Genomic DNA, 22,890 nt, shown 5'->3' with positions numbered 1-22,890 from the left:
GAGGCGTGTAGGTCTGGCCCATCGCGACCGCCGTGGTCGTGCCTGTCCCGGTGCCCTTGAGCTGGGCGGGATTCCCTCCGGTCACCGCGAGGTCGCCGCCGCCGGTGGTGACGGTCTCACCGGCGGTCAGGGCCTTCGTCACCGGGATCGCCGGGAACGTCCAGTCGATCGTCGTCGACTTGGCCGGTTCCACCGACGCCGGGGGCGTGATCGTCACGATCACGGGACCAGCCTGCAGGGCGCCACCCGTGCAGTTGTAGGTGATCTTCAGGGGGTCCACCATCGCCGCTTCGGCGGGGGAGGACAGGCCGACCAGTGAGCCGACGGAGACGGCGAGTGTGCCCATCAATCCCAAGGCGGAGGTCTTGTGGGCGAGGCGGCGCCACGCCTGGGACGTAAGCACGGGTCCATCTCCGTTTCAGCGCAGTGTCAACAGTCGTGCCAGAATTCCAGCCGATGGTCACGGTTCGGTTGAGATCCTACGAACTGTCCCTGTCAACTTCCCGTAAAACCCAAAATTCGCCCCAAAAACCCCATCAGCCCTTCTTCTTCGACAACGTCGCGTACACCACGATGTTGTCCGTGTAGCTGTGCGCCTCCTTGTTGAAGACGCCGCCACACGTGATCAGCCGGAGCTGCGAGTCCTTGGTGTTCCCGTACACCCGGGACGTCGGGAACGCCGACTTGCTGACCTGCTCGATCCCGCTCACCGTGAACCGGGTGACCTTCCCGTCCGACCGGTACACGTAGATCTGGTCGCCCTTGGCCAGCTCGCGCAGACGGTCGAAGACGGCGGGGCCCTTGCGGGTGCTGACGTGGCCGTTGATGATCGCGGGCCCGAGCTCGCCGGGCACCGGCGAGAAGCGGTACCAGCCGGTCTGGTTGGGCCGGGTCAGCGGTGGAGTGCCCAGGTTGCCCTTGATGTCCACGGTGACGCCGCCGATGGGGGCGTTCACCTTGATCTTGGGGATCTTGATCCGGCTGGGCTTCGCCTTGGCCTTGGCGGCCTTCGTCCTGGCCTTGGGGATCGGCGGCACGGTCGGGGCCGCGGCCAGCGGCGGCGGCGCGTCCGGCCGGGCCGGGGTCAGCGTCGCGCCCTTGCCGCCCGGTCCCACGGTCGCGGGCAGCACGAACGCGCCCGCGTTCTCGATCTGCACGGCGGTCGGCCGGTCGGCGGCGGCCAGCGTGCCGGAGCCGTCGTCCACCTTGGGCGCCACGGAGAGCAGGCCCACCATGATCGCGCCGACGCCGGCCAGCGAACCGGCGATCAGCAGCCCGGGCATCGCCCGCTGCATCGGAGTCTTCTGCTCGGCCATCACTTCGTTCCTCCCGCGTGCGCGGCCCTGCGGCGGCGCAGGGCGAGCCCGCCGCCCGCGCTGCCCATGAGCAACATCGCCCCACTGGCCATCAGCCCGTACGGCCGGTCCGGCTCGTCGGGCGCCTCACCGGTGTCCACCCCGCCCTTGGGGACCTTGGCCACCTGCGCCCTGACGTACGTGGTCGCCGTCGGGCCGGTCGCGGTGGGCGTGGCCGTGCTCGTCCCCGTGACCGCCGGCACCACGACCACGTGCCCGAGCCCGCCGCTCGGCGTGGGCCGCGAGTGGTTCCGCGTGGGGGTGCTGGTCGCGGTGGACGTGCTGGTGTTGGTGGGGGTGGTCGTCGTGGTGGGGGTCGTGGTGGGGGTCTGCGACGGGTCGGGGGTCTGGCTGTTGGTCGGTCCCGACTTCTCCCGTACGGTCACCGTCACCGAGACCGGCCCGCCGACGAGCTTGCACTTCGCGCCGTGGTAGCCCGTCGGGATCTTGGCGGTGTTGGTGGACACCTTGAACGCGTCGAGCCAGGCAGGCTTGCTGGAGGCGTTCACGATCCTGATGGTGTGCTTGCCGTACTTCAGCTCCGGCGACTTCCAGATCGTGAAGCCGCCGTCGAGGTCGTCGTTGACGGGCAGGTCGTCGTCGGAGCGCGAGGGGTCCTCAGTGGCCACCTTGCCGCCGTCGATGTAGATGTCCACGGGGCCGGCGTCCTTGTCGTGCGGCCCGATGTACTCCACGCCGGTGCCGGTGAAGCTCAGCTCGGCCCAGGCCCCGAGGTCGTTGGTCTCGTGCAGGTCGTTGTGCACGTGGTTCTCGGAGCCCGGACGGTCGTCGATCGAGGTCCAGCCGGGGCCGTAGGTGATCTTCATGTCGGTCGGGTTGTCGGTCTCGTTGCCGTCGTTGGCGACGACCGTGCCGTCCGGCGGGGTGAAGTCGAGCTCGATGTCCTTCGGCGTGACTCTGATGTTCCCGACCTTGTCGATCAGGCCGGGGTCGTTCAGGGACTCGGGCAGCGACAGCTCGCCGTCGGGGCGCAGCTTGCCCTTCTGCTCGACCGAGCCCTTCGGCTGCAGGATGCCCTGCCAGCTGCTGCTCAGCTCGACGTTGCCGGTGGCGTGCACGTTGGCGCCCGGAGCGAAGTAGCCGGGCGACTGGAGCCGTCCGTGGTCGGCGTAGTCGAGCTTCCAGGTGAAGTTGAGCGGGTCGCCGACCACCAGGTCGGTGGCGAAGGTGAGATGGGTGTTCAGGCGTACCGGTGCGTGCCGCACGATGCTGTCGGCGCCGGAGGGAACGCATTCGTACTGCACGTCCAGGTCGGCCGGTGCGGCCGAGGCCGGGACGCCGGGCAACGCGACGACCCCGACGGCCGCCACCGATGCGATCGACGCGGCGAGCAACGACTTGCGCCACCGACTCACGGGACACTCCGATCATTACAAATAGACCGAGGGTAGATCTTAGAGTCGAAAACACCCGCAACGCAGGCGGTTTCCCCCAAGTTCCAGCACTTGTGATGAAGCCGTGTCCCCTGCTGGGTCCCCCGCCGCCTCCCCTGCCGCGAAAGCGGGTATACCTCCGGGTAACAGAATCGTATTCTGTCGTGCACGACACCTGCTGGGAGGCGAATCGATGCAGCGAGACCTCTTCGACGAGGAGCACCTGCTCTTCAGGGAAACCGTGCGCGAGTTCATGGCCCGCGAGGTCGTGCCGCACCACGGCCAGTGGGAGAAGGACGGCATCGTGCCCCGCGAGGTCTGGAAGAAGGCCGGCGAGATCGGCATGTTCGGCTTCGGCGTCCCCGAGGAGTACGGCGGATCCGGCATCACCGACTTCCGCTACAACGCGGTGATCGTCGAGGAGATCATCAGGACCGGCGCCTCCGGCCTGGGCTTCTCGCTGCACAACGACGTCATGGCCCCGTACGTCGTCGAGCTCACCGACGACGAGCAGAAGCAGCGCTGGCTGCCCGGCTTCGCCTCCGGGGAGCTCATCACCGCGATCGCGATGACCGAGCCGGGCGCCGGCAGCGACCTGCAGGGCATCAGGACCACCGCCGTCCGCGAGGGCGACCACTACGTGGTCAACGGCCAGAAGACGTTCATCACGAACGGCGTCAACGCCGACCTCGTGGTCGTGGTCGCCAAGACCGACCCCGAGGCGGGGGCCAGGGGAACGACGCTGATCGTGGTCGAGCGCGGCATGGAGGGCTTCAACCGCGGCCGGAACCTGGACAAGGTGGGCATGAAGGCCCAGGACACCGCCGAGCTGTTCTTCGAGAACGTGCGCGTGCCCGTCGCCAACCGCCTCGGCCCGAACGAGGGCGAGGGCTTCTTCCACCTGATGAACAACCTGCCCCAGGAGCGCCTGTCGATCGCCGTGGCGGCGGTGGCCGCGGCGGAGACGGTGCTGGAGCAGACGATCGAGTACTGCAAGACCCGCCAGGCGTTCGGCCGCAACATCGGCTCGTTCCAGAACACCCGGTTCGTCCTGGCCGAGCTGGCGACCGAGACGGAGATCGCCCGCCACTACGTGGACAAGTGCATCCTGGCGCTCAACGCCCGGCAGCTCACCGTCGTGGACGCCGCCAAGGCCAAGTGGTGGACCACCGAGCTGCAGAACAAGGTCATCGACCGCTGCCTCCAGCTCCACGGCGGCTACGGCTACATGATGGAGTACCCGGTCGCCAAGGCGTGGCTGGACAGCCGCGTCCAGACCATCTACGGCGGCACCACCGAGATCATGAAGGAGATCATCGGCCGGTCCTTCGGATTCTGACGGCGGGCGCGCGCCCGGCCGGGCCGCGCCGCATACTGTCAGCATGGACGGCGGCCTGATCCTCCTCGTTTTCCTGGCGTTACTGTTCGCCTGGGGGCTCAACCGCGTGCGCAGGGCCTTCCGGCTCGGCCCCGTCGGCTACGCGGGCGTGATGATCGTGTTCATCATCGCCATGCTGCTCGTCTGGGGCCAGACGATGCGCTGAGGCCGGGAAGGCTCACCCCGGCATCCCCTGCACGAACCGGGTCAGCAGCCGGGCGAACTCGGCCCGCTCGGCCGCCGACCAGCCGGCCGTGGCCGACGCGAAGGCCGCCTGCCGGGCCTGCCGGGCCTGGATGAGCGCGGCGGCGCCCGCGTCGGTCAGCACCAGCCACGCCCGCCGCCCGTCGGCCTGGTCGGCCTCCCGCCGTACCAGCCCCGCCGTCACGGCGGCCGTCACGAGCCGGCTGGCCCGCGGCTGGTCGACGTTGAGCGCCTCGGCGACCGCCGACACGGTGAGCCGCCCGCCGGCGGCCTCGATCACGTCGAGCACCTCGAACTCGGGGCCCGCCGCGCCGTGCTGCCGGGCCAGCGCCCGCCTGCTCTGCCTGCGCCTGATCGCGACCATCGCCCGCTCGATCGCGGCAATTTCCTTGTCTTCATACATATAGTTGCTATTGTACATGCATGGACAGACCTATCGGATATTGGGTGAAGCACCTCGACAACCTGCTGGAGAACGCGATGGGCCAGGCCCTGGCCACCCACGGCGCCTCGCGCAGGGAGTGGCAGCTTCTCCACGCCACCGCCCAAGGGGAGAACGCCGCCGCGCTGGCGCCGTTCGAGGGGGTGGAGGAGGCCGTACAGAGCCTGACGTCGAGGGGATGGCTGACGGACGGGCGGCTGACCGACGAGGGCCGGGCCGTGCACACGGCCGTCTCCGAGCGGGTCACCCGCTTCCGGCAGCAGGTCACGCAGGGCGTGAGCCCGCAGGAGTACCGGACCGCCGTCGAGGTGCTGCGCCGCATGGCGGCCAACGCCGGACGCTAGGAGGCCGCCCGGTCCGCCTCCAGCACGACCCGGGCCACCAGCTCCGGATCGTCGCTCATCGGCACGTGCCCGCAGCCCTTGAGCAGCTTGACCCGCTGCCCCGACCAGCGCGCCGCGCGCACGGCCTGGCGGCGCGGCAGCAACCGGTCGCGCTCGCCCCAGGCGATCGTGTTGGGCGACTTCGGCGGGGCGGGCGGCATCAGCCCGCCGAACGACTCCAGCGTCTCGTCGAAGCCCGCCGCCCCCGCCAGCGCCTGCGTGGCCGCGACCAGCCCGGCGGGGTCGAGCCGGCTCGGACGGGCCACCAGCACCCCGCTGGACGCCGCCCGCATGACCGGGTTACCGGCCGCCCTGACAGCCTGCTCCGGCGACATCGCGCGCGCCGAGTTCCGCAGGGCCTTCAGCGTCGTCTGGCAGTAGAGCAGCTCGGAGCGCGACCAGAAGCCGGCCGGCGACAACGCGGTCGCCGCGCGCACGACGCCGCGCGAGGCCAGTTCGAGCGCGATGTAGCCGCCGAGCGAGTTGCCCACCACGTGCGGCTCCCGGATGCCGAGCAGCGCGCAGAACGACTCGACCGCGTCCGCCAGCGACTCCGCGGTGTACGGGATGCCCGCGGGCAGCCGCGGCGACACCCCGAAACCGGGCAGGTCGATCGCGATCACCGTGTGGTCGGCGGCCAGCCGGTCCATCACCGGCAACCACGCCTGCCAGTGGTGCCCGATGCCGTGGACGAGGATCAGCGGCTCGCCGCTGCCCCGGCGTTCGAAGGCCAGCTCCATGCGGCCCAGTGAACCACTCACCTGCTCCGGGTGGGAATCTCGAACCAGACCGCTTTGCCTTCCCTGGTGGGACGGGATCCCCAGCGCTTGGCCAGCTGGTCGACCAGGTAGAGGCCGCGGCCGCCCTCGTCGTTCTCCCCGGCGCTGCGGATGCGGGGCAGGCGGAGGTCCTGGTCGAAGACCTCGACCCAGACCGACTCCTCGCCCCTGCGCAGCCTCAGCGTGAACTCCTTGTCGCCGACCGGCTCCTCCTCGAAGCCCGGCATGTCCCAGGACTCCTCGAACGGCAGCGGCGGCCCCTCGACGACCAGCTCCCGGCGCGGAGAGTTGGCGGTGGAGGCGTGCAGCACCACGTTGGTGACGACCTCGGAGACCAGCAGGCAGGCCAGCTCGGCGCGTTCCTCGGGCACGTTCCAGCCGGAGAACGCCTCGGAGGCCATGCGGCGCGCCTCGCCGACCATGATCGGCTGGGCCGGGAAGGTGCGCTCCTCGACGTCGAGGTCGACGTCGCTGGAGCGGACGACCAGGATCGCCATGTCGTCGTCGATCTCGCCGGGCACCGCGATCGTGGCGGCGTCGGCGATGCGCTCGACGTCGGCGTCGGCCATCTTGGCGAGCTTCTCGCACAGCACGCCGAGCGTCTCCTCCTCGCTCGGCATCCTGCCGTCGCGGCCCGGACGCCGGTCGACCAGGCCGTCGGTGTAGAGCAGCAGCGCCGCGCCCGGCGGGAGGGTGCGGGTCTCCTCCTTGTAGACCAGGTCGGCGTGCAGGCCCTTGGCCCGGACGCCGAGCGGCTGGCCGACCTCCTCGATGTCCATCTCCAGGCACTGGCCGTCGACCACCAGCAGCGGCGGCGCGTGCCCGGCGTTGGCGAAGGAGAGCTGCCGGGACCAGGCGTCGTAGACGAGGTACTGGCAGGTGACGATGGGCGGGATGCTGACGTCGGCGCCGTTGTCGTCCTGCTCGGGGGTGGCGATGATGCGGGTCCACTCGTCGAGCCTGGCCAGGATGTCGGCGGGCGACTTGTCGTCTTGTGCGAAGGCCCGCAGCGCCGCCCTGAGCTGGCCCATGATGGCCGCGGCCTTGGCGCCCCTGCCCTCGACGTCGCCGATCACGATGCCGACCCGGCCGGCCGAGAGCGGGATCACGTCGTACCAGTCGCCGCCGACCTGGGTCTGGATGCCCTGGCCGTGGGAGGCGAGCGGGGCCGCCGGGTAGTAGCGCACCGCGATGTCGAGGCCGTCGAGCTGGGGCAGCGCCCTGGGCAGCAGGTGCTTCTGGAACGACTCGGCGGTGTGGCGCTCCTCCTCGAACAGCAGCGCGTTGTCGATCGCGAGGGCCACGCGGGTGGCGATGGCGCCCACGAAGTCGCGGTCGAAGGCGTCGTAGTGGGGGCTGCGCCGGTCGGTCAGGTTGGACAGGCCGAGGTACATCAGGCCCAGCGTCTCGCCGCGCACCAGCAGGGGGGCGACGATGGCCGAGGTCATGCCGATCTCACTGGCCAGGCGCGCGCTGCCCTCGTGCGGCGACGGATAGCTGGTGGTGGAGAAGTCCTCGACGAGGATGGTCTCCTGGCGGCGCAGCGCGGTGTCGGCGTAGTGGCCGGAGGGGTAGCGGATCTCCGCGCCCACCGGCTTCCACGTGCCCGCGGGCGGGGTCCAGCCCTGGACGTGCTCCGAGACCCGGCGGACCAGCCGGTCGCCCTCCATGAGCTCGATGAAGCAGTGGTCGGCGAACTGCGGCACGAGCATCTCGGCCACCCGCTTGAGCGTCTCCTCGACGTAGAGGGAGCCGGCCAGCCGCTCGCCGATGCGTTCGAGGAGCCCGAAACGGTCTTTCTCGCGTTCGTTGCTGCGCAGGGCCTCGCGGGCCAGGATGACGATGCCGGTGACCGACCCGGACGGGTGGCGCAGCGGCACGGCCTGGGCGCGGACGTAGACGATCGTGCCGTCGCCGCGCCTGACGTCGAACGTGCCCTCCCACACGCCGCCCTTGAGCACGTGCTTGGCCAGCTCGATCGCCAGCGGGTGGTCCTTCTCCATGATCCCGAGGGACAGGACGGACGCGTCACGCGCCGGCGCGTTGCCGGGACGGCCGAACAGCTGCTCGGCGAAGGGATTCCAGTAGAGGAGATTGCTGAAGCGGTCTGTCACGACCACTGCCATTTCGGCATGGTCCAGAACGGACCCGGCACCAAGGTGATCAGCCGTTTCTTGTGACAGATCCCCCCATCGCTTCATCCGGAGACCACTCCTTGGGGTGGCTTGTGCGCACAGCGGACCACGGGTGCTCCTGCAACTGTCTTGGCCAGGGGAGAGTGGAGGGCCTCCCAAGAGGGATTCAACCAAGTGGCTGCGCGCGCGTCAGCGCTTGGAGACAAAAACGTGCGCGGCAACGTCACGCGGAAGCTCCGCGGGAGTGTCGTTCGCGTCACCGTCACCTGTCACCCGCACACCGTCGTCGCTCGCCGCGAGCGTCACCTCGCGTCCGGGTTGTATCCCAACTTGCTTGAGTTTAAGCATCACAGCAGGATCGCTTTGCACTTGTTCGCTGATCCGGCGCACCACGACCGGGATGTCACGCGGCCCGGCGGCCTCGGACATCGAGGTCAGGACGTTGGCCGCGCCCTCGGTGACCTCCTGCGCCCCCAGCTCGGCCAGCCCCGGGATGGGGTTTCCGTGCGGGCAGACCGTGGGGTTGTCGAGCAGCGTCACCAGCCGCGCCTCGACCGACTCGGACATGACGTGCTCCCACCGGCACGCCTCGATGTGCACCTCTTCCCAGGGAAGGCCGATGACCTGGGTGAGCAGGCATTCGGCCAGGCGGTGCTTGCGCATCACGCGGGTGGCCAGCGTGCGGCCCAGGTCGGTCATCGACAGGTGCCGGTCGCCCTCGACGCGGACGAGGCCGTCGCGCTCCATGCGGGCGACGGTCTGGCTCACGGTGGGGCCGCTCTGCTGGAGGCGCTCCGCGATGCGGGCGCGAAGGGGGACGATGCCCTCCTCTTCGAGCTCATAAATCGTACGGAGATACATCTCCGTCGTGTCGATCAGGCCGTGTGCGGTCAAGGCTCCTCCCAACTGAAATGCTACGCCGGTCGTGGCGGGGACTGAGCCCGTCCGCTACGGGCACAGAAGTCATCAGGAACCCTATTGGGAGAACGACCGACGATGGTTAAGGACGGCAACAACGGAGCGGCCGAGTTCCTTCCCGCCCGGCGCGACCTCGGCTCCCTGCGCACGGCGGCCGCCCGCTGCGAGGGCTGCGACCTGTACGCGAAGGCCACCCGGACGGTGTTCGGCGAGGGCCCCGAGCAGGCCCGTTTCATGCTGGTGGGCGAGCAGCCGGGAGATCGCGAGGACCGCGAGGGTCATCCGTTCGTGGGGCCCTCCGGACGCGTGCTTGATCGGGGTCTGGAGGAAGCCGGAATCGAACGGGACGCGGTTTATCTGACGAACGCCGTCAAACATTTCTCCTTCACTCCCAGAGGGAAGAGAAGGATTCATCAGAAGCCGACGGTCGCCGAGATCGAGGCGTGCCGGCCGTGGCTCGGCGCGGAGCTGGAGGTGGTGCGTCCCGACGTGGTCGTGGTGCTCGGCGCGACGGCGGCCAGGTCGCTGCTGGGCAGGGCGTTCCGGCTGACCGAGCACAGAGGCGAGCCGGTGCCGCTCGGCGACGCGCTCGCGGTGGCCACGATCCACCCCTCGGCGGTGCTGCGCGCGCCCGACAGGGACGCGGCCTACGCGGGCTTCGTCTCCGACCTCAGGGCCGCGGCGCGGGTGTCGGAGCGGTAGTTGCGGAACCCGGCCACCGACAGGCCGACGACGAGCACGGTGACCGCGCACGCCAGTCCCCCGCCCACCCAGGCGCCGGTGAGCCCGAAGGCGGTCGCGGTCGCGCCGGCGCGCAGGTCGCCGAGGCGCGGGCCGCCCGCCACGACCACCATGAACACGCCCTGCATCCGCCCGCGCATCTCGTCGGGGGCGTAGAGCTGCAGGATCGACTGCCGCCACACCGACGAGATCACGTCGGCCACGCCGCCGACCGCCATGAACGCCACGACCAGCCACAGCTCGCGCACCAGCCCCGCGGCCGCGACGGCGAGCCCCCACATGGCGATGGCCAGCACGAGCGCGACGCCCTGCCGCGAGATCCGGCCCACCCAGCCGGAGAACAGCGCGCCGGCGACCGAGCCGATCGCCATGGCGGAGGTCACCCAGCCGAGCGCGGTCATCGAGCCGCCGAACCGATCGGCGGCCAGCTCGGGGTAGAGGGCGCGCGGCATGGCGAACACCATCGCGATGATGTCCACGACGAACGACATCAGCAGCACCGGGCTCCTGGCGATGAAGCTGAGGCCCTCCCAGACCGCCCGCGCTCCCGGACGTGTCACCTCGCCCAGCGGGGGCAGGGCGGGCAGCCTGAGGGCCGCGTAGAGGCCACCGCTGAACAGCAGGGCGTCCGCCGCGTAGGCGGCGGCGTAGTTCGGGTGGTCGCCGCCGGTGGACAGCAGCACGCCGCCGAGCATCGGGCCGACGACCGCGCCGAGGCTGTAGACCAGCGAGTTGAGCGCGTTGGCGGCCGGCACCAGCTCGGGGTCGAGGACGCGCGGGATCACCGAGCCCCTGGTCGGGCCGGTGATGGCGAACCCGGTGGCGTTGACCGCCGTCGCCGCGAAGATCAGGTACACGTTGCCCAGTCCGAGCAGGGCCTGCGCCAGGATGACCAGGGTGGCCGCCCAGGTGATGAGCGAGCCGATGACGAGCAGCCTGCGCCGGTCGAAGGCGTCGGCGACGGCCCCGCCCCACAGCCCGAAGACCAGCAGCGGGACGAGGTTGGCCATGCCGAGCAGGCCCACCCAGAGCGAGGAGTGGGTCAGGTCGTAGACCTGCTGGCCGACCGCCACGACGGTGACGGCGACGCCCACGTTCGAGACGGCCTGGCCGGACCAGATCCGCCGGTACGCGGGCACGGCCAGCGGCCTTGTGTCCACAAGATGACGTTTGACCAGTTCCCCGAATGCCACCTAAGGCAATTTAAGGTGCAAGTCTCTCCAAAGCCCAACCGGGTCGGGTGCGCCGGTAGCGCAGCCTGTCGTGCATCCGGTCGAGCTGTCCCTGCCAGAACTCCACCTCGGTCGGCGTCACCCGGAAGCCGCCCCAGAAGTCGGGCACCGGCGGATCCTCCGGCCAGCGGGCGGACAGCTCCTCGTAGCGCTCGTCGAGCTCCTCGCGCGAGCGCACGACCGCCGACTGCCGCGAGGCCCAGGCCCCGATGCGGGAGCCGTACGGGCGGGAGTTGTAGTAGTCGGCCGACTCCTGGTGGGAGATGCGGGCGACGGTGCCCTCGATGCGGATCTGGCGGCGGATGGCGTGCCAGGGGAACAGCAGCGAGGCGCGTCCGTTCTCGGCCAGGTCGCGGCCTTTGCGGGACTCGTAGTTGGTGTAGAAGACGAAGCCGTTCTCGTCGTAGCCCTTGAGCAGGACCGTCCTGGCGCTCGGCCGGCCGCCCGCGGAGGCGGTGGCGAGGACCATGGCGTTGGGTTCGGGCAGGCCGGCGTCGAGCGCGTCCTGGAACCAGACGGTGAACTGCGCGACGGGGTCGGACGCGAGGTCGGTCTCGAGCAACGGCTCGCCCTCGTACGTTCGGCGTAGCGCCGCCAGCAGGGGCGGGCGCGGGGTGGCATCCACGAGACGGTATTCTTGCGCGCTCATGTGGCAGATCCCACGCTAGGGCGCGTTCGGCGGCCTGACGCAGGTCGCGGGACACGCGCCCACAGCAGGCTCCCTACCAGCGGGTTTGACGTTTCGGCGGGTCCCGAGACCGACCATGACCTGGGAGGGGGTTAAATTGACCCGCCGGTATCTCGACATCAAGGCATTGCCGTTACATGGCAAGAAAGGGAGGCGGCCGAGCATGTCCGACTTCAAACCCGGCCTCGAAGGCGTCGTAGCTTTCGAGACCGAGATCGCGGAACCGGACAAAGAAGGGGGCGCCCTTCGATACCGGGGCGTCGACATCGAGGAGCTGGTCGGCCGTGTCCCGTTCGGGCACGTTTGGGGCCTGCTGGTCGACAACAAGTTCCAGCCGGGCCTGCCCCCGGCGGAGCCGTACCCCATCCCTGTCCACTCCGGTGACATCCGCGTAGACGTGCAGAGCGCGCTGGCCATGCTGGCTCCGGCCTATGGCTTCAAGCCCCTGCTCGACATCAGTGACGAGGAGGCCCGCGACCAGCTCGCGCGCGCCTCCGTGATGGCGCTCTCCTTCGTCGCGCAGTCCGCGCGCGGCCTCGGCCTGCCGATGGTGCCGCAGAGCCGGGTCGACGAGGCGAAGACCATCGTCGAACGCTTCATGATCCGCTGGCGCGGTGAGCCTGATCCCAAGCACGTCAAGGCCATCGACGCCTACTGGACCTCGGCCGCCGAGCACGGCATGAACGCGTCCACGTTCACCGCCCGCGTCATCGCCTCCACCGGCGCCGACGTGGCCGCGGCGCTCTCCGGCGCCGTGGGCGCGATGTCGGGCCCGCTGCACGGCGGCGCCCCCGCCCGCGTGCTCCACATGATCGAAGGCGTGGAGCAGCTGGGCGACGCCAAGAAGTACGTCCAGAGCGAGCTCGACAAGGGCAACCGGCTCATGGGCTTCGGCCACCGCGTCTACCGCGCGGAGGACCCGCGCGCCCGCGTGCTGCGCCGCACCGCCAAGGAGCTCGACGCGCCCCGCTACGAGGTCGCGGCGGCGCTGGAGCAGGCCGCCCTGGAGGAGCTGCACGCCCGCAAGCCCGACCGGGTGCTCGCCACCAACGTCGAGTACTGGGCGGCCGTGGTGCTGGACTTCGCCGAGGTGCCCTCGCACATGTTCACCTCGATGTTCACCTGCGCCCGCACGGCCGGCTGGGCCGCGCACATCCTGGAGCAGAAGCTCACGGGCCGGCTGGTGCGTCCGAGCGCCAACTACATCGGCCCGGCCTCGCGCCCGCTGAGCGACGTCCCCGGCGCCTCCGAGGTTGTCGGCACGATCTGACACGTTTTCGCCCGTGTCATGAACGGCCCGCCCGCTCAAGGGCGGGCCGTTCCGCGTCTCATTCGGCGGACCCGTGCGACGTCACCCGGACGGCCTCAGTACGCTTGGCACGTGGCTGACATCGTGATTCCCGCTGACATCAAGCCCGCCGACGGCCGTTTCGGCTGCGGGCCCTCGAAGGTTCGCACCGAGCAACTGGCCGCGCTCGCCGCCTCCGGCGCGAGCCTCATGGGCACCTCCCACCGCCAGAAGCCGGTCAAGAACCTGGTCGGCCGCGTGCGCTCCGGCCTCGCCGACCTGTTCTCGCTGCCCGAGGGCTACCAGGTCGTGCTGGGCAACGGCGGCACCACCGCGTTCTGGGACATCGCGGCCTTCGGGCTGATCAGGGAGAAGTCCCAGCACCTGTCGTTCGGCGAGTTCTCCTCGAAGTTCGCCGCCGTCGCCAAGAAGGCGCCCTGGCTGGCCGACCCGAGCGTGATCAAGTCCGACGTCGGCACCCACCCCACCGCGGTGGCCGAGGACGGCGTCGACGTCTACGCCCTCACCCACAACGAGACCTCGACCGGCGTCGCCATGCCGATCTCCCGCGTGGGCGGCGACGACTCGCTGGTGCTGGTCGACGCCACCTCCGGCGCGGGCGGCCTGCCGGTCGACATCGCCGAGACCGACGTCTACTACTTCGCCCCGCAGAAGAGCTTCGCCTCCGACGGCGGCCTGTGGATCGCGATCATGTCGCCGCGCGCCCTGGCCAGGGTCGAGGAGATCGCCGCCTCCGGCCGGTACGTCCCCGAGTTCTTCAGCCTGCCGATCGCGATCGACAACTCCGGCAAGGACCAGACCTACAACACGCCCGCCGTGGCCACGCTGTTCCTGCTGGCCGACCAGCTCGACTGGATGAACGGCAACGGCGGCCTGGCCTGGACCACCGCCCGCACCGCCGAGTCCAGCCAGCGCCTGTACACCTGGGCCGAGAAGTCGTCCTACGCCACGCCGTTCGCCGCCCCGCAGTTCCGCTCGCAGGTGGTCGGCACGATCGACTTCAACGACGACGTCGACGCCGCCGAGGTGGCCAAGGTGCTGCGCGCCAACGGCATCGTCGACACCGAGCCCTACCGCAAGCTGGGCCGCAACCAGCTCCGCATCGCGATGTTCCCGGCCATCGAGCCGTCCGACGTCGAGGCGCTGACGGTCTGCGTCGACCACGTGGTCGAGCGCCTCTAGCCCATCGCGCGCCGGCCCGTCCGGCGGGTCAGCTCGTCCAGGAGCGCCAGGGCGTCCGCCTCCTCGACGCTCTGCGCGAACCTCGTCAGCACCGGCAGCCTGTCGGTGCTGACGGCGAGGGCGTCCAGCATCAGGCGGCTGACGTGCTCGGCCCTTGAGCAGGCGGCCGCGTAGCGGAAGGCGTTGCGCGCGGGCGTGCGCACCAGCAGGCCCTTGCGCACCAGCCGCTCGGCGACGGTCTGCACGGTCGTGTACGCCAGGTCGCGGTCCTCGTTGAGGCTGCCCAGGAGCTCCCGCACGCGCATGGCCCGGCCGGCATCCCACAGCACGTTCATGATCGCGCGTTCCAGGGATCCCAGGTTCGCCAACTCAACCAGTCCTCCGGCTCGATCAGTAGGAAACATTCTTGCCCGAACAGCCCCCGATCGGCCAGGGGCGAGCGCTGCCCCGCAGCCTCGGCTACCTCATGTTCGCCAGCCGCTGGCTGCAGGTCCCGCTCTACCTGGGCCTCATCGTGGCGCAGGCGGTGTACGTCTGGCAGTTCATGACCGAGCTGTGGCACCTGCTCAGCAGCGTCTTCCTGCACCCGGCGACCGGCGACGGCACGTCGGCCGAGGTCGTCGTCATGCTGACGGTCCTGGCGCTGATCGACGTCGTGATGATCTCCAACCTGCTGATCATGGTGATCATCGGCGGCTACGAGACGTTCGTCTCGCGCATCAACCTCAACGACCATCCCGACGAGCCCGAATGGCTCTCCCACGTCAACGCCAACGTGCTGAAGGTCAAGCTGGCCACGGCCATCGTGGGCATCTCGTCGGTGCACCTGCTGCAGACGTTCATCCGGGCCCGTGACGTGCCCAACGACAAGATCATGTGGCAGACGATCATCCACCTGGCGTTCGTGGCCTCGGCGATCGGCCTGGCGCTCATCGACCGCATGCTCTCCAGCTCACCGGCCGAGCACACCAAGCCGCACCTGTAGGGCTCAGACGCGGGCCGGCAGCTCTTTCCTGCGGCGCAGCACCCAGGCGGCCACCACGCCGCCCAGGAGCCCGAACAGGTGGCCCTGCCACGAGATGCCCTGCTGGTTGGGGAGCAGGCCCCACAGGATCGAGTAGTAGGCCACGCCCACGCCGATGCCGATCAGGATGTCCACCAGGCGGCGGTCGAACAGGCCGCGGGCCAGCACGAAGCCGAAGTAGCCGAAGACCAGGCCGCTCGCGCCGATGGTGATCACGCCGGGGCTGGACACCCACGTGCCGAGGCCGCCGATCAGCACGATCAGCAGCGTGGCCCAGAGGAACTTGCGGATGTCGCGCACCGCCGCCAGGAAGCCCAGCACCAGCAGCGGCAGCGAGTTGGCCATGAGGTGGCCGAAGCCGCCGTGCAGGAACGGCGCGAACAGGATGCCCACCAGGCCGTCGGCGTCCCAGCCCGCGATGCCGTAGGAGTCGAGCGCGCCGCCCATCACGTAGTCGACGCCTTCCAGGACCCACATCACGGCGAGCATGGACCCGAGGATGACGATCGCCTTGATCGCGCTCGACAGGAAGGTGCCGGCGCCGCGCCTGGCCGACTCGAACCTGGAACCCGAATGGTCGCTCATGCGCTCTCCTGGTGGTGGTCTCCTCCCTTTACCGTACGCAGGAAAGGTCACGCACGCGCGTTGACGCGGCCCCTTCCGGACGCGCGGAAGGGGCCGGCGTACGGGTGAGGGTTACTCGCCCTTCCACTGGGGGGCGCGCTTCTCGGCGAAGGCCGCCGCGCCCTCCATGGCGTCCTTGGAGCCGAACACCGGGTTGATGATCGCGCCCTGCCTCTTGAACATCTCCTCCAGGGGCCAGTCCTGGGACTCGATGATCACCTTCTTGGTCGCCGCGAGCGCCAGGGGCGCGTTGGCGGCGATCTTGCGGGCCAGCTCCAGCGCGCCCTCCAGGGCGGCCCCCGGCTCGGTGATCCGGTTGACCAGGCCCAGCTCGTACAGGCGGGAGGCGGGGTAGTGGTCGCCGGTCAGGGCGATCTCCATGGCGACGTGGTACGGGATCCGCCGCGGCAGCCGCATGATCCCGCCCGCGCCCGCCACCAGCCCGCGCTTCGGCTCGGGCAGCCCGAACGTGGACTCCGACGAGGCCACGATGACGTCGCAGGACAGGGCCAGCTCGAAGCCGCCCGCCAGGGCGTACCCCTCGACCGCGGCCACCAGCGGCTTCTTGGGCGGCGCCTCGGCGATGCCGCCGAAGCCGCGCCCCTCGACCACCGGGACGTCCCCGGACAGGAACCCCTTGAGGTCCATGCCCGCGCAGAACGTGCCCCCGGCGCCGGTCAGCACGTACGCCGAGATCTCGGGGCGGGCGTCGAAGGTGTCCAGCGCCTCGGCGATCCCCCGGGCCACCGCGCCGTTGATCGCGTTACGCGCCTTCGGCCGGTTGATGGTGATGACCGCGACGTTGCCGGACTCCTCGACGAGCACTTCGTCAGACACGGGACCTCACTTGGGCTGGAAGCGGATGCCGCCGTCGAAGCGCACGACCTCGGCGTTCATGTAGTCGTTCTGGACGAGCGAGTGCACCAGGTGGGCGAACTCGTCGGCCCGGCCCATGCGCTTGGGGAAGACCACGGGGGCCACGAGCTTGGCCTTGAACTCCTCGGCGTTGCCGGAGAAGCCGTAGATGGGGGTGTCGATGATGCCGGGGCAGATCGTGTTCACGCGTACGCCGATGGCCGCCAGGTCGCGCGCGGCGGGGACGGTCATGCCCACGATGCCGCCCTTGGAGGCCGAGTAGGCGAGCTGGCCCGTCTGGCCCTCCAGGGCGGCGACGGAGGCCGTGTTGATGACCACGCCGCGCTGGCCGTCGGCGTCCACCGGCTCGGTGGCGGCGATGGCGGCCGCGGCGATGCGCATGAGGTTGAAGGTGCCGATCAGGTTGACCTCGATCACCTTGCGGTACGTGGCCGGGTTGTGCGGCTTGCCCTCGCGGTTGACCGTGCGCTCGGCCCAGCCGATGCCCGCGCTGTTGACCACGACGCGCAGCGGCTTGCCCGTGGCCACGGCCGCGTCGACGGCCGCCTGCACCTGATCGTCGTCCGACACGTCCGTCCTGACGAAGACGCCGCCGAGCTCGTCGGCGACGGCCTTGCCGCGCTCCTCGTTGAGGTCGGCGATGACCACGGTGGCGCCCGCGCGGGCGAGCTCGCGGGCCGTCGCCTCACCGAGGCCGCTGGCACCGCCGGAGATGATTGCTGCAGATCCGTTGACGTCCATATCCCGGACCTTAACGCGCCAACCGAATGAAGTTCTACTCGGGGCCGGTTAAATTCCGCCCACGGCGCTGTCGACGTCGGAGTACACCTTGATCCGCCGGTCGAGCCCCGTGGTCCGCAGGATACGCGCCACGGGCGCCTGGGGCGCGGCGAGGGACACCCCGCCTCCCTCTCCCGTGGCCAGCCGCCAGGCCTCGATCAGCACCGAAAGACCGCTGGAGTCCATGAACGACAGCTGCTGCAGGTCGAGCACGAGCCTGGCGCTGTCCTGCTTGATGGCGTCGCGGACCTCGTCGCGGAGGAACGGTGCGGTGAACAGATCGAGCTCTCCCTCAACGGCCACCACCACGGCGTCACCCAGGGCGTGTCGCGCAAGCCGCAGCTTCATTTGGCCCCTCCTCGATGAGCCACTGTACTTCGACATCCCCGGATAGCGGGCATGCACAAACTACGAAGAGCCGGATACAGAAGGACTAGACCGGACTAATCACGCGCTGGACGCGGCGCTGAGGGTTCTTACCCAGCCGGCCGCCCGGCCCGCGACCTGGGGACCAGGTTGCCTCATCCGGCCGGGACGGCGAAGCCGTACGGGAGCTCCAGGCGGTGCCCGGCCAGCAGCTCGGCGTCGGCCAGCAGCTCGCGCGTGGGCCCGTCGGCGGCGATCACGCCTCCCGACAGGATCAGCGAGCGCTCGCACAACTCCAGCGCGTACGGCAGGTCGTGGGTGACCATGAGCACCGTCACGTCCAGCGAACGCAGGATCTCGGCCAGCTCCCTGCGCGCGGCCGGGTCGAGGTTGGAGGACGGCTCGTCGAGCACCAGGATCTCCGGCCGCATCGCCAGCACCGTGGCCACCGCCACCCGGCGCCGCTGGCCGAACGACAGGTGGTGCGGCGGCCGGTCGGCGGCCTCCAGCATGCCGACCCGGTCGAGCGCGTCGCGGACCACCCGGTCGAGCTCGGCGCCCTTGAGGCCGGCGTTGGCCGGGCCAAAGGCGACGTCGTCCCGGACCGTGGGCATGAAGAGCTGGTCGTCGGGGTCCTGGAAAACCAGGCCGACGCGCTGCCTGATCTCCTTGAGCGTGTCCTTGCGCACCGGGACGCCGCCCACGGCCACGCTGCCGTGCCCGGCGGTGAGGATGCCGTTGAGGTGCATGACGAGGGTCGTCTTGCCGGCGCCGTTGGGGCCGAGCAGCGCCACCCGCTCACCGCGGCCGATCGCCAGATTCACGCCGAACAGCGCCTGAGTGCCGTCGGGGTAGGCGTAGGCCAGGTCACTGACCTCCAGAGAGTTCACCATGAGAGCCCCAGAACCGCGAGTGCCACGACGGGCAGCGCGAGCGCCGCCGCCCACTGCCCGATGGATGCCGAAATATCTTGAATTATCGGCATCCGTCCAGCGTAGCCGCGACTCAGCATCGCCAGATGCACCCGCTCGCCCCGCTCGTACGAACGGATGAACAGCGCCCCGGCCGAACGCGCGATCACCGGGATCTGCCGGAAGTTGCGCGCCTCGAACCCGCGCGACTCGCGGGCCACCCGCATCCGCCGCATCTCCTCCAGGATCACGTCCATGTACCTGAGCATGAACATGGCGATCTGCACCAGCAGGCTCGGCAGCCGCAGCCGCTGCGCCCCGACGAGAATGATCCGCGGCTCGGTGGTGGCCGCGAGCAGGATCGAGGCGATCACCCCGAGCGTGGCCTTGACCAGGATGTTCCAGGCCGCCCACAACCCCGGCACGCTCAGCGAGACCCCGAGCACCGTCGTGCGCTCGCCCATCCCGATCACCGGGATCAGGAACGCGAACAGCACGAACGGCAGCTCGATCACCATCCGCCGCAGCACGTGCCCGACCGGCACCCGCGCGGCCAGCGCGACGCCCCCGAGCAGCGCCGCGTAGACCGCGAACGCCCAGAAGCGCTCCCGCGGCGTGGCCACCACGACGACGGCGAAGGCGAAGACGGCGAGCAGCTTGCACTGCGGCGGCAGCCGGTGGACGAGGGAGTCACCCGGCAGGTAGAGATCGTGCCGATGCCCCGCGCCCACCGTCACTCACCGTCTCTCACAGATCAGACCCCTACGTTCGTACGGCTGCGCGCGGCGAACGCCACGGCCCCGGCGATGAGCAGCACGAGCCCGACGCCGACGATCCCGGCCACGCCGACCGGGATGCCGCCCACCTCACCGTAGTCGGCCAGCGCCCACGACCCGAACGCGTGGTCGGCCGCCTGGCCGCTGAAGCCCTTGTTCTCGGCCACGGCCTCCAGCCCGTCGGGGTCGGAGGCGGCGAAGAAGGACACCACGCCGGCCAGCACCAGGGTCAGCCCGATCCCGCCCAGCAGGAACGGCTTGAGCGCGCCCGGCCGGGCCGCCGGCACCGGCTCGTCCACGGTCGTGGTGGCGCCGTCGGCCCCCTTGAGCACCAGCGGCTTGGCCAGCCCGCGGGCGCCGTACACCAGGTCGGGCCGGACGGCCAGCACGGCGGCGACGGTGGTGGCGGTGATCAGCGCCTCGCCGATGCCGATCAGCACGTGCACGCCGCCCATGGCCGCGGCCACGGCCGACACCTCGATGGGCGCGGTGCCGCCGATCCAGAACAGCAGGGAGAACACCAGCGCCGAGGCCGGCACCGAGATCAGCGCCCCGAGGAAGGCCCCGAGCGTCACCCCGCCCCGGCCCCTGGCCATCGCGGTGACCAGCCGGAAGACGCCCCACCCGACCAGCACGGTGACGATGCCCATGATGGTGATGTTGACGCCCAGCGCGGTCAGCCCGCCGTCGGCGAAGAACACGGCCTGCACCAGGAGCACCACGGCCATGCAGAGCACCCCTGTGTAGGGTCCCACGAGTATCGCCGCCAGCGCGCCGCCCAGCAGGTGGCCGCTGGTGCCCGCCGCGACGGGGAAGTTCAGCATCTGGACCGCGAAGATGAAGGCCGCCACGAGCCCCGCCATGGGCGCGGTCCGGTCGTCCAGCTCGCGACGGGCGCCCCGCAGGCAGACCGCTACCCCGGCGGCCGCCACCGCTCCGGCGGAGACGGATGTAGCTGCGTTGAAGAAGCCATCGGGTACGTGCACGGCAACGCCTCCAGAAGGACGAACAAATCCTCCTCACTTTAGAGCATCGTCTTGCACCTGCACATAGGTGGCAATTACTGAAGGAGCTTCCTGAGGATCGTTCGCGGCGTCAGCCGGTGCACGACCGTGCTCAGCCGTCCCTTCCCCGAGGTCGCGTACGGCCGCACGCTGCGCAGCAACGCCGCCCCCCGCCACCTGCGCGGGCCGGCGACCGTGTCGGCGTCGGTCTCGATCCTGAACAGCGCGGGCGGCCCGCCGAGGTCGAGCTCCAGGTAGGCGTCCCAGGTGCCGGGCGGGAGCCGGCCCACCGCCGGCCGGGCCGCGAACCCGCCTCCGGGCAGCGCCGTCACGCGCTCGGCGCGCTCGCGGCCGGTACGCCGTTCGCGCCAGACGATCTGCCTGATCGCCGCGCACTCGGGCACCTGCCCGGCCACGCTGACCTCGCCGTGCACGACCAGCCGGTGGCCCAGCCCCCACCTGGTGCGCTCCAGCCGGACGGTGCCGGGCACGGCGACGACATGGCCGCCGACGTCGATGCTCAGGTTGCCGTTGTCCCTGGTGAAGTACGGCAGGGTCACCACGCCGCCGATCAGGCGGGGCTGCGGCCGGGTGACGCCGTTGTCCCGGTCGGCGCCCAGCCGGCCGTGGCGCACCACCCCCTCCAGCTCGACCGCCACCCGCAGGTCCCAGACGCCGGAGGCGAGCGCGGCGGCCTCCACCCGGGCGGTGAACTCCGCGCCCCGCCGCTCGGCCGGGACCACGAGCTCGCCGTGCGGGTCGTTGCGGGGGCGCAGCACCAGGGCCACGCCGTCGTCCTGGCTGATGCCCTCCAGCCCGGCCGTGCCGCTCACCACCAGGTGGTCCTCCTCCCAGCGCAGCCCGGTCAGCCGCCGCCGCACGGTGGCGCTCTCGATGCGGGCCAGCCGGACCAGGCGGTCGACGTCGCCGAGCGCGGCCACGCGCTGCTTGTCGATGGTGTTGAGCCGGGCGTGCACGCCGGGGGTGAACCACTCGTCGCACAGCGCCGCGACCTCCTGGGCGATCTCCTTGCGGCGCACGTCGTCGCTCTCCAGGAACACCGTGCCGAGCTGGCTGAAGGCGTCGAGCCTGAAGTGCCGGCGCAGCAGGTGGTCGCGCAGCGGGCCGGGCTCGACGTGCCGGGCCATGAGCCGGATGGGCCGCCGGATCATGGTCAGCCAGGCGATCGGGTCGCGGCTGCCCGCCCGCTGCATGATGCTGCTGCCGTCGGATCTGGAGACCAGGTGGTAGCAGTCGTAGTCGGCGACCACCGAGATCACGCCGGCGTGGCAGTAGGCGTGCACGGTGAACATGATGTCCTCGCCGACCAGCATGTCCTCGGCGAAGCGGATGCCGTGACGCTCGACCATCTCCCGCCTGAACAGCTTGAAGCAGCTCAGGCTGTTGTAGACGTTGCTGTCGGCCAGGGTCAGGCGCTCGGCGTTCTGCTGGAACATCGAGGCCGGGGCCCGCCTGCCGTGGCCCACGATCTTGCCGAGCACGATGTCGGAGCCGTTCCTGTCGGCCATGGCGACCATGCGTTCCAGCGCCTCGGGGCCGAGGTGGTCGTCGGCGTCGCAGAAGAAGACGTACCGGCCGGTGGCGTGGGCGAGGCCGACGTTGCGCGGCCGGCCGGCGCCGCCCGACCCCTCGATGTGCACGACCTTGACGCTGGACTGGTGGTAGGTGGCATAGAGGTCGAGGAGCTCGGCGCCGCCGTCGGTGGAGCCGTCGTCGACGACGATGATCTCCTTCTTCACCCGCTGCACCAGCGCCGAGGTGAGGCACCTGTCCAGATAGGGACGGCAGTTGTGCACCGGGATGACGACGCTGACGTCGACCGTCTCGTCGTTGTTACCCGCCGCCGACATCGCCACCACTGCCGTCACCTCGGAGTCACGTTGCGCCGCCATGTCGTTTCAGTATGTGACGAACGCCCGTCGCCGCGGGGGGCGATCGGCCGTCTTGGAGTCACCTATTTGCCGACCCCGGCGATTCGTTGCATTCTTCGGATAGACCCCACAGATGGCTCTAATCAGCACATTCACCAGGGACCGAATGAGTTTCAGGGGAAAATCCTCGACCTGTCAGAGGAAGAAAACTCTCCGCCGGGATCAGGGACGTACTCCGTCGGCGTCTCAGGTCATCCTCCGGCGGGGTACACACGTCTACAGTTAGGCAACCTTGACCGGGGAGGTGGCGGTAATGGCATCGAATCTTCGCTGGCATCGGGCGGGCGGCACGGGTATGGGCAAGGCCGAGTTCGCTCGTTCATCGGCGCGCCTGACGGAGCTCTTCCAGTGCTCGGCGATGCTGCGACGTACGCGGCTGCGGGCCGAGGAGATCGTCGACGAGGCCCGCGCGCTGCTGGCCGAGGCCGAGGCCGAGG

General features: G+C 70.3%; 26 protein-coding genes. 8 read left to right on the top strand and 18 right to left on the bottom strand.

Annotated features, from left to right (window positions below):
* The 3 genes from ACWCSD_RS22235 to ACWCSD_RS22225 all read right to left on the bottom strand — a co-directional run.
* Nucleotides 1-346, bottom strand: a 346-nt coding sequence (locus ACWCSD_RS22235) for a hypothetical protein (protein ID WP_449917447.1), incomplete at its 3' end; no start/stop codon positions are given.
* Nucleotides 347-536: 190 nt separating this feature from the next.
* A complete protein-coding gene (locus ACWCSD_RS22230) occupies nt 537-1,316 on the bottom strand; it encodes a class F sortase (RefSeq protein ID WP_352322264.1) in 780 nt (259 codons plus the stop codon).
* On the bottom strand, nt 1,316-2,731 hold the full coding sequence (locus ACWCSD_RS22225; protein WP_449917444.1) for a hypothetical protein: 1,416 nt from the start codon (nt 2,729-2,731) through the stop codon (nt 1,316-1,318). Before ACWCSD_RS22225 ends, ACWCSD_RS22230 begins: the two co-directional genes overlap by 1 nt.
* Before the next feature lie 211 nt (nt 2,732-2,942).
* Between ACWCSD_RS22225 and ACWCSD_RS22220 the strand changes: the two genes are divergently transcribed.
* Complete coding sequence (locus tag ACWCSD_RS22220) at nt 2,943-4,088, top strand: acyl-CoA dehydrogenase family protein (RefSeq protein WP_387679237.1); 1,146 nt, start codon at nt 2,943-2,945, stop codon at nt 4,086-4,088.
* 43 nt (nt 4,089-4,131) lie between these two features.
* Nucleotides 4,132-4,293, top strand: coding sequence for a hypothetical protein (locus tag ACWCSD_RS22215; RefSeq protein WP_352322270.1), 162 nt, complete (start codon nt 4,132-4,134; stop codon nt 4,291-4,293).
* A 12-nt stretch (nt 4,294-4,305) separates the two neighbouring features.
* On the opposite strand, the gene ACWCSD_RS22210 is transcribed toward ACWCSD_RS22215, so the two are convergent.
* Nucleotides 4,306-4,734 carry a MarR family winged helix-turn-helix transcriptional regulator gene (locus ACWCSD_RS22210; RefSeq protein WP_449917441.1) on the bottom strand — a complete coding sequence of 143 codons (429 nt, stop codon included), beginning with the start codon at nt 4,732-4,734 and terminating at the stop codon, nt 4,306-4,308.
* Nucleotides 4,735-4,754: 20 nt separating this feature from the next.
* On the opposite strand from ACWCSD_RS22210, the gene ACWCSD_RS22205 reads away from it, so the two are divergent.
* Nucleotides 4,755-5,117: a MarR family winged helix-turn-helix transcriptional regulator gene (locus ACWCSD_RS22205; protein WP_449917438.1), complete on the top strand. Its 363-nt coding sequence runs from the start codon at nt 4,755-4,757 to the stop codon at nt 5,115-5,117.
* Here the strand turns inward: ACWCSD_RS22205 and ACWCSD_RS22200 are convergent.
* The 3 genes from ACWCSD_RS22200 to ACWCSD_RS22190 all read right to left on the bottom strand — a co-directional run bounded on the left by ACWCSD_RS22200 (nt 5,114) and on the right by ACWCSD_RS22190 (nt 8,964).
* A complete protein-coding gene (locus ACWCSD_RS22200; RefSeq protein WP_449917436.1) occupies nt 5,114-5,917 on the bottom strand; it encodes an alpha/beta fold hydrolase in 804 nt (267 codons plus the stop codon). The two genes, ACWCSD_RS22205 and ACWCSD_RS22200, sit on opposite strands and share 4 nt — an antisense overlap.
* Nucleotides 5,914-8,136 carry an ATP-binding SpoIIE family protein phosphatase gene (locus ACWCSD_RS22195; protein ID WP_364326275.1) on the bottom strand — a complete coding sequence of 741 codons (2,223 nt, stop codon included), beginning with the start codon at nt 8,134-8,136 and terminating at the stop codon, nt 5,914-5,916. Before ACWCSD_RS22195 ends, ACWCSD_RS22200 begins: the two co-directional genes overlap by 4 nt.
* A 123-nt stretch (nt 8,137-8,259) precedes the next feature.
* On the bottom strand, nt 8,260-8,964 hold the full coding sequence (locus ACWCSD_RS22190) for a metal-dependent transcriptional regulator (protein WP_352322278.1): 705 nt from the start codon (nt 8,962-8,964) through the stop codon (nt 8,260-8,262).
* 102 nt (nt 8,965-9,066) lie between these two features.
* On the opposite strand from ACWCSD_RS22190, the gene ACWCSD_RS22185 reads away from it, so the two are divergent.
* Nucleotides 9,067-9,690 (top strand): UdgX family uracil-DNA binding protein, encoded by a 624-nt coding sequence (locus ACWCSD_RS22185; protein WP_449917430.1) that lies wholly within the window; start codon nt 9,067-9,069, stop codon nt 9,688-9,690.
* On the opposite strand, the gene ACWCSD_RS22180 is transcribed toward ACWCSD_RS22185, so the two are convergent.
* Nucleotides 9,636-10,922 (bottom strand): MFS transporter, encoded by a 1,287-nt coding sequence (locus ACWCSD_RS22180; protein ID WP_449917427.1) that lies wholly within the window; start codon nt 10,920-10,922, stop codon nt 9,636-9,638. The two genes, ACWCSD_RS22185 and ACWCSD_RS22180, sit on opposite strands and share 55 nt — an antisense overlap.
* Before the next feature lie 10 nt (nt 10,923-10,932).
* Entirely contained in the window at nt 10,933-11,610 is a 678-nt protein-coding gene (gene pdxH / locus ACWCSD_RS22175) for a pyridoxamine 5'-phosphate oxidase (protein ID WP_358289213.1), read from the bottom strand.
* Nucleotides 11,611-11,812: 202 nt separating this feature from the next.
* On the opposite strand from pdxH, the gene ACWCSD_RS22170 reads away from it, so the two are divergent.
* Nucleotides 11,813-12,919 carry a citrate synthase 2 gene (locus tag ACWCSD_RS22170; RefSeq protein ID WP_352322285.1) on the top strand — a complete coding sequence of 369 codons (1,107 nt, stop codon included), beginning with the start codon at nt 11,813-11,815 and terminating at the stop codon, nt 12,917-12,919.
* 111 nt (nt 12,920-13,030) lie between these two features.
* Entirely contained in the window at nt 13,031-14,140 is a 1,110-nt protein-coding gene (gene serC, locus ACWCSD_RS22165) for a phosphoserine transaminase (protein WP_352322287.1), read from the top strand.
* On the opposite strand, the gene ACWCSD_RS22160 is transcribed toward serC, so the two are convergent.
* A complete protein-coding gene (locus tag ACWCSD_RS22160) occupies nt 14,137-14,508 on the bottom strand; it encodes a BlaI/MecI/CopY family transcriptional regulator (RefSeq protein WP_449917424.1) in 372 nt (123 codons plus the stop codon). The genes serC and ACWCSD_RS22160 overlap by 4 nt on opposite strands.
* 38 nt (nt 14,509-14,546) lie before the next feature.
* Between ACWCSD_RS22160 and ACWCSD_RS22155 the strand changes: the two genes are divergently transcribed.
* A complete protein-coding gene (locus ACWCSD_RS22155) occupies nt 14,547-15,125 on the top strand; it encodes a TIGR00645 family protein (RefSeq protein ID WP_352355382.1) in 579 nt (192 codons plus the stop codon).
* 3 nt (nt 15,126-15,128) lie between these two features.
* Here the strand turns inward: ACWCSD_RS22155 and ACWCSD_RS22150 are convergent, their stop codons facing one another.
* From ACWCSD_RS22150 to ACWCSD_RS22115, 8 genes are all read right to left on the bottom strand, one after another.
* On the bottom strand, nt 15,129-15,749 hold the full coding sequence (locus ACWCSD_RS22150; protein WP_352355384.1) for a rhomboid family intramembrane serine protease: 621 nt from the start codon (nt 15,747-15,749) through the stop codon (nt 15,129-15,131).
* Between the two features lie 111 nt (nt 15,750-15,860).
* Nucleotides 15,861-16,625, bottom strand: a complete 765-nt coding sequence (locus ACWCSD_RS22145) for a crotonase/enoyl-CoA hydratase family protein (protein WP_397153998.1) — start codon at nt 16,623-16,625, stop codon at nt 15,861-15,863.
* Nucleotides 16,626-16,631: 6 nt separating this feature from the next.
* Nucleotides 16,632-17,405: an SDR family NAD(P)-dependent oxidoreductase gene (locus ACWCSD_RS22140; protein ID WP_352322296.1), complete on the bottom strand. Its 774-nt coding sequence runs from the start codon at nt 17,403-17,405 to the stop codon at nt 16,632-16,634.
* Between the two features lie 48 nt (nt 17,406-17,453).
* A complete protein-coding gene (locus ACWCSD_RS22135; protein WP_138689510.1) occupies nt 17,454-17,792 on the bottom strand; it encodes an STAS domain-containing protein in 339 nt (112 codons plus the stop codon).
* Nucleotides 17,793-17,965: 173 nt separating this feature from the next.
* Complete coding sequence (locus ACWCSD_RS22130; protein WP_358289230.1) at nt 17,966-18,703, bottom strand: energy-coupling factor ABC transporter ATP-binding protein; 738 nt, start codon at nt 18,701-18,703, stop codon at nt 17,966-17,968.
* Nucleotides 18,697-19,452 (bottom strand): cobalt ECF transporter T component CbiQ, encoded by a 756-nt coding sequence (gene cbiQ, locus ACWCSD_RS22125; RefSeq protein ID WP_358289233.1) that lies wholly within the window; start codon nt 19,450-19,452, stop codon nt 18,697-18,699. The genes ACWCSD_RS22130 and cbiQ overlap by 7 nt, the downstream gene beginning before the upstream one ends.
* 23 nt (nt 19,453-19,475) lie before the next feature.
* Nucleotides 19,476-20,483, bottom strand: a complete 1,008-nt coding sequence (locus ACWCSD_RS22120; RefSeq protein ID WP_449917415.1) for an energy-coupling factor ABC transporter permease — start codon at nt 20,481-20,483, stop codon at nt 19,476-19,478.
* A 74-nt stretch (nt 20,484-20,557) separates the two neighbouring features.
* On the bottom strand, nt 20,558-22,414 hold the full coding sequence (locus tag ACWCSD_RS22115; protein ID WP_397154002.1) for a glycosyltransferase family 2 protein: 1,857 nt from the start codon (nt 22,412-22,414) through the stop codon (nt 20,558-20,560).
* A gap of 292 nt (nt 22,415-22,706) precedes the next feature.
* Here ACWCSD_RS22115 and ACWCSD_RS22110 point away from each other — a divergent pair.
* Nucleotides 22,707-22,890: hypothetical protein (locus ACWCSD_RS22110; protein ID WP_449917412.1), on the top strand; the 184-nt coding region annotated here is incomplete at its 3' end.

The organism is Nonomuraea sp. NPDC001684 (genome assembly GCF_053596515.1).
This window is presented reverse-complemented; position numbering and strand designations above follow the sequence as displayed.

What these genes read in the sequence shown, in the direction of transcription:
- ACWCSD_RS22230 (WP_352322264.1), bottom strand. Translation starts at nt 1,316, where the DNA reads ATGGCCGAGCAGAAGACTCCGATGCAGCGGGCGATGCCCGGGCTGCTG.
- ACWCSD_RS22220 (WP_387679237.1), top strand. Translation starts at nt 2,943, where the DNA reads ATGCAGCGAGACCTCTTCGACGAGGAGCACCTGCTCTTCAGGGAAACC.
- ACWCSD_RS22215 (WP_352322270.1), top strand. Translation starts at nt 4,132, where the DNA reads ATGGACGGCGGCCTGATCCTCCTCGTTTTCCTGGCGTTACTGTTCGCC.
- ACWCSD_RS22210 (WP_449917441.1), bottom strand. Translation starts at nt 4,734, where the DNA reads ATGTATGAAGACAAGGAAATTGCCGCGATCGAGCGGGCGATGGTCGCG.
- ACWCSD_RS22205 (WP_449917438.1), top strand. Translation starts at nt 4,755, where the DNA reads ATGGACAGACCTATCGGATATTGGGTGAAGCACCTCGACAACCTGCTG.
- ACWCSD_RS22195 (WP_364326275.1), bottom strand. Translation starts at nt 8,136, where the DNA reads ATGAAGCGATGGGGGGATCTGTCACAAGAAACGGCTGATCACCTTGGT.
- ACWCSD_RS22185 (WP_449917430.1), top strand. Translation starts at nt 9,067, where the DNA reads ATGGTTAAGGACGGCAACAACGGAGCGGCCGAGTTCCTTCCCGCCCGG.
- pdxH (WP_358289213.1), bottom strand. Translation starts at nt 11,610, where the DNA reads ATGAGCGCGCAAGAATACCGTCTCGTGGATGCCACCCCGCGCCCGCCC.
- ACWCSD_RS22170 (WP_352322285.1), top strand. Translation starts at nt 11,813, where the DNA reads ATGTCCGACTTCAAACCCGGCCTCGAAGGCGTCGTAGCTTTCGAGACC.
- ACWCSD_RS22150 (WP_352355384.1), bottom strand. Translation starts at nt 15,749, where the DNA reads ATGAGCGACCATTCGGGTTCCAGGTTCGAGTCGGCCAGGCGCGGCGCC.
- ACWCSD_RS22140 (WP_352322296.1), bottom strand. Translation starts at nt 17,405, where the DNA reads ATGGACGTCAACGGATCTGCAGCAATCATCTCCGGCGGTGCCAGCGGC.
- ACWCSD_RS22135 (WP_138689510.1), bottom strand. Translation starts at nt 17,792, where the DNA reads ATGAAGCTGCGGCTTGCGCGACACGCCCTGGGTGACGCCGTGGTGGTG.
- ACWCSD_RS22130 (WP_358289230.1), bottom strand. Translation starts at nt 18,703, where the DNA reads ATGGTGAACTCTCTGGAGGTCAGTGACCTGGCCTACGCCTACCCCGAC.
- ACWCSD_RS22115 (WP_397154002.1), bottom strand. Translation starts at nt 22,414, where the DNA reads ATGGCGGCGCAACGTGACTCCGAGGTGACGGCAGTGGTGGCGATGTCG.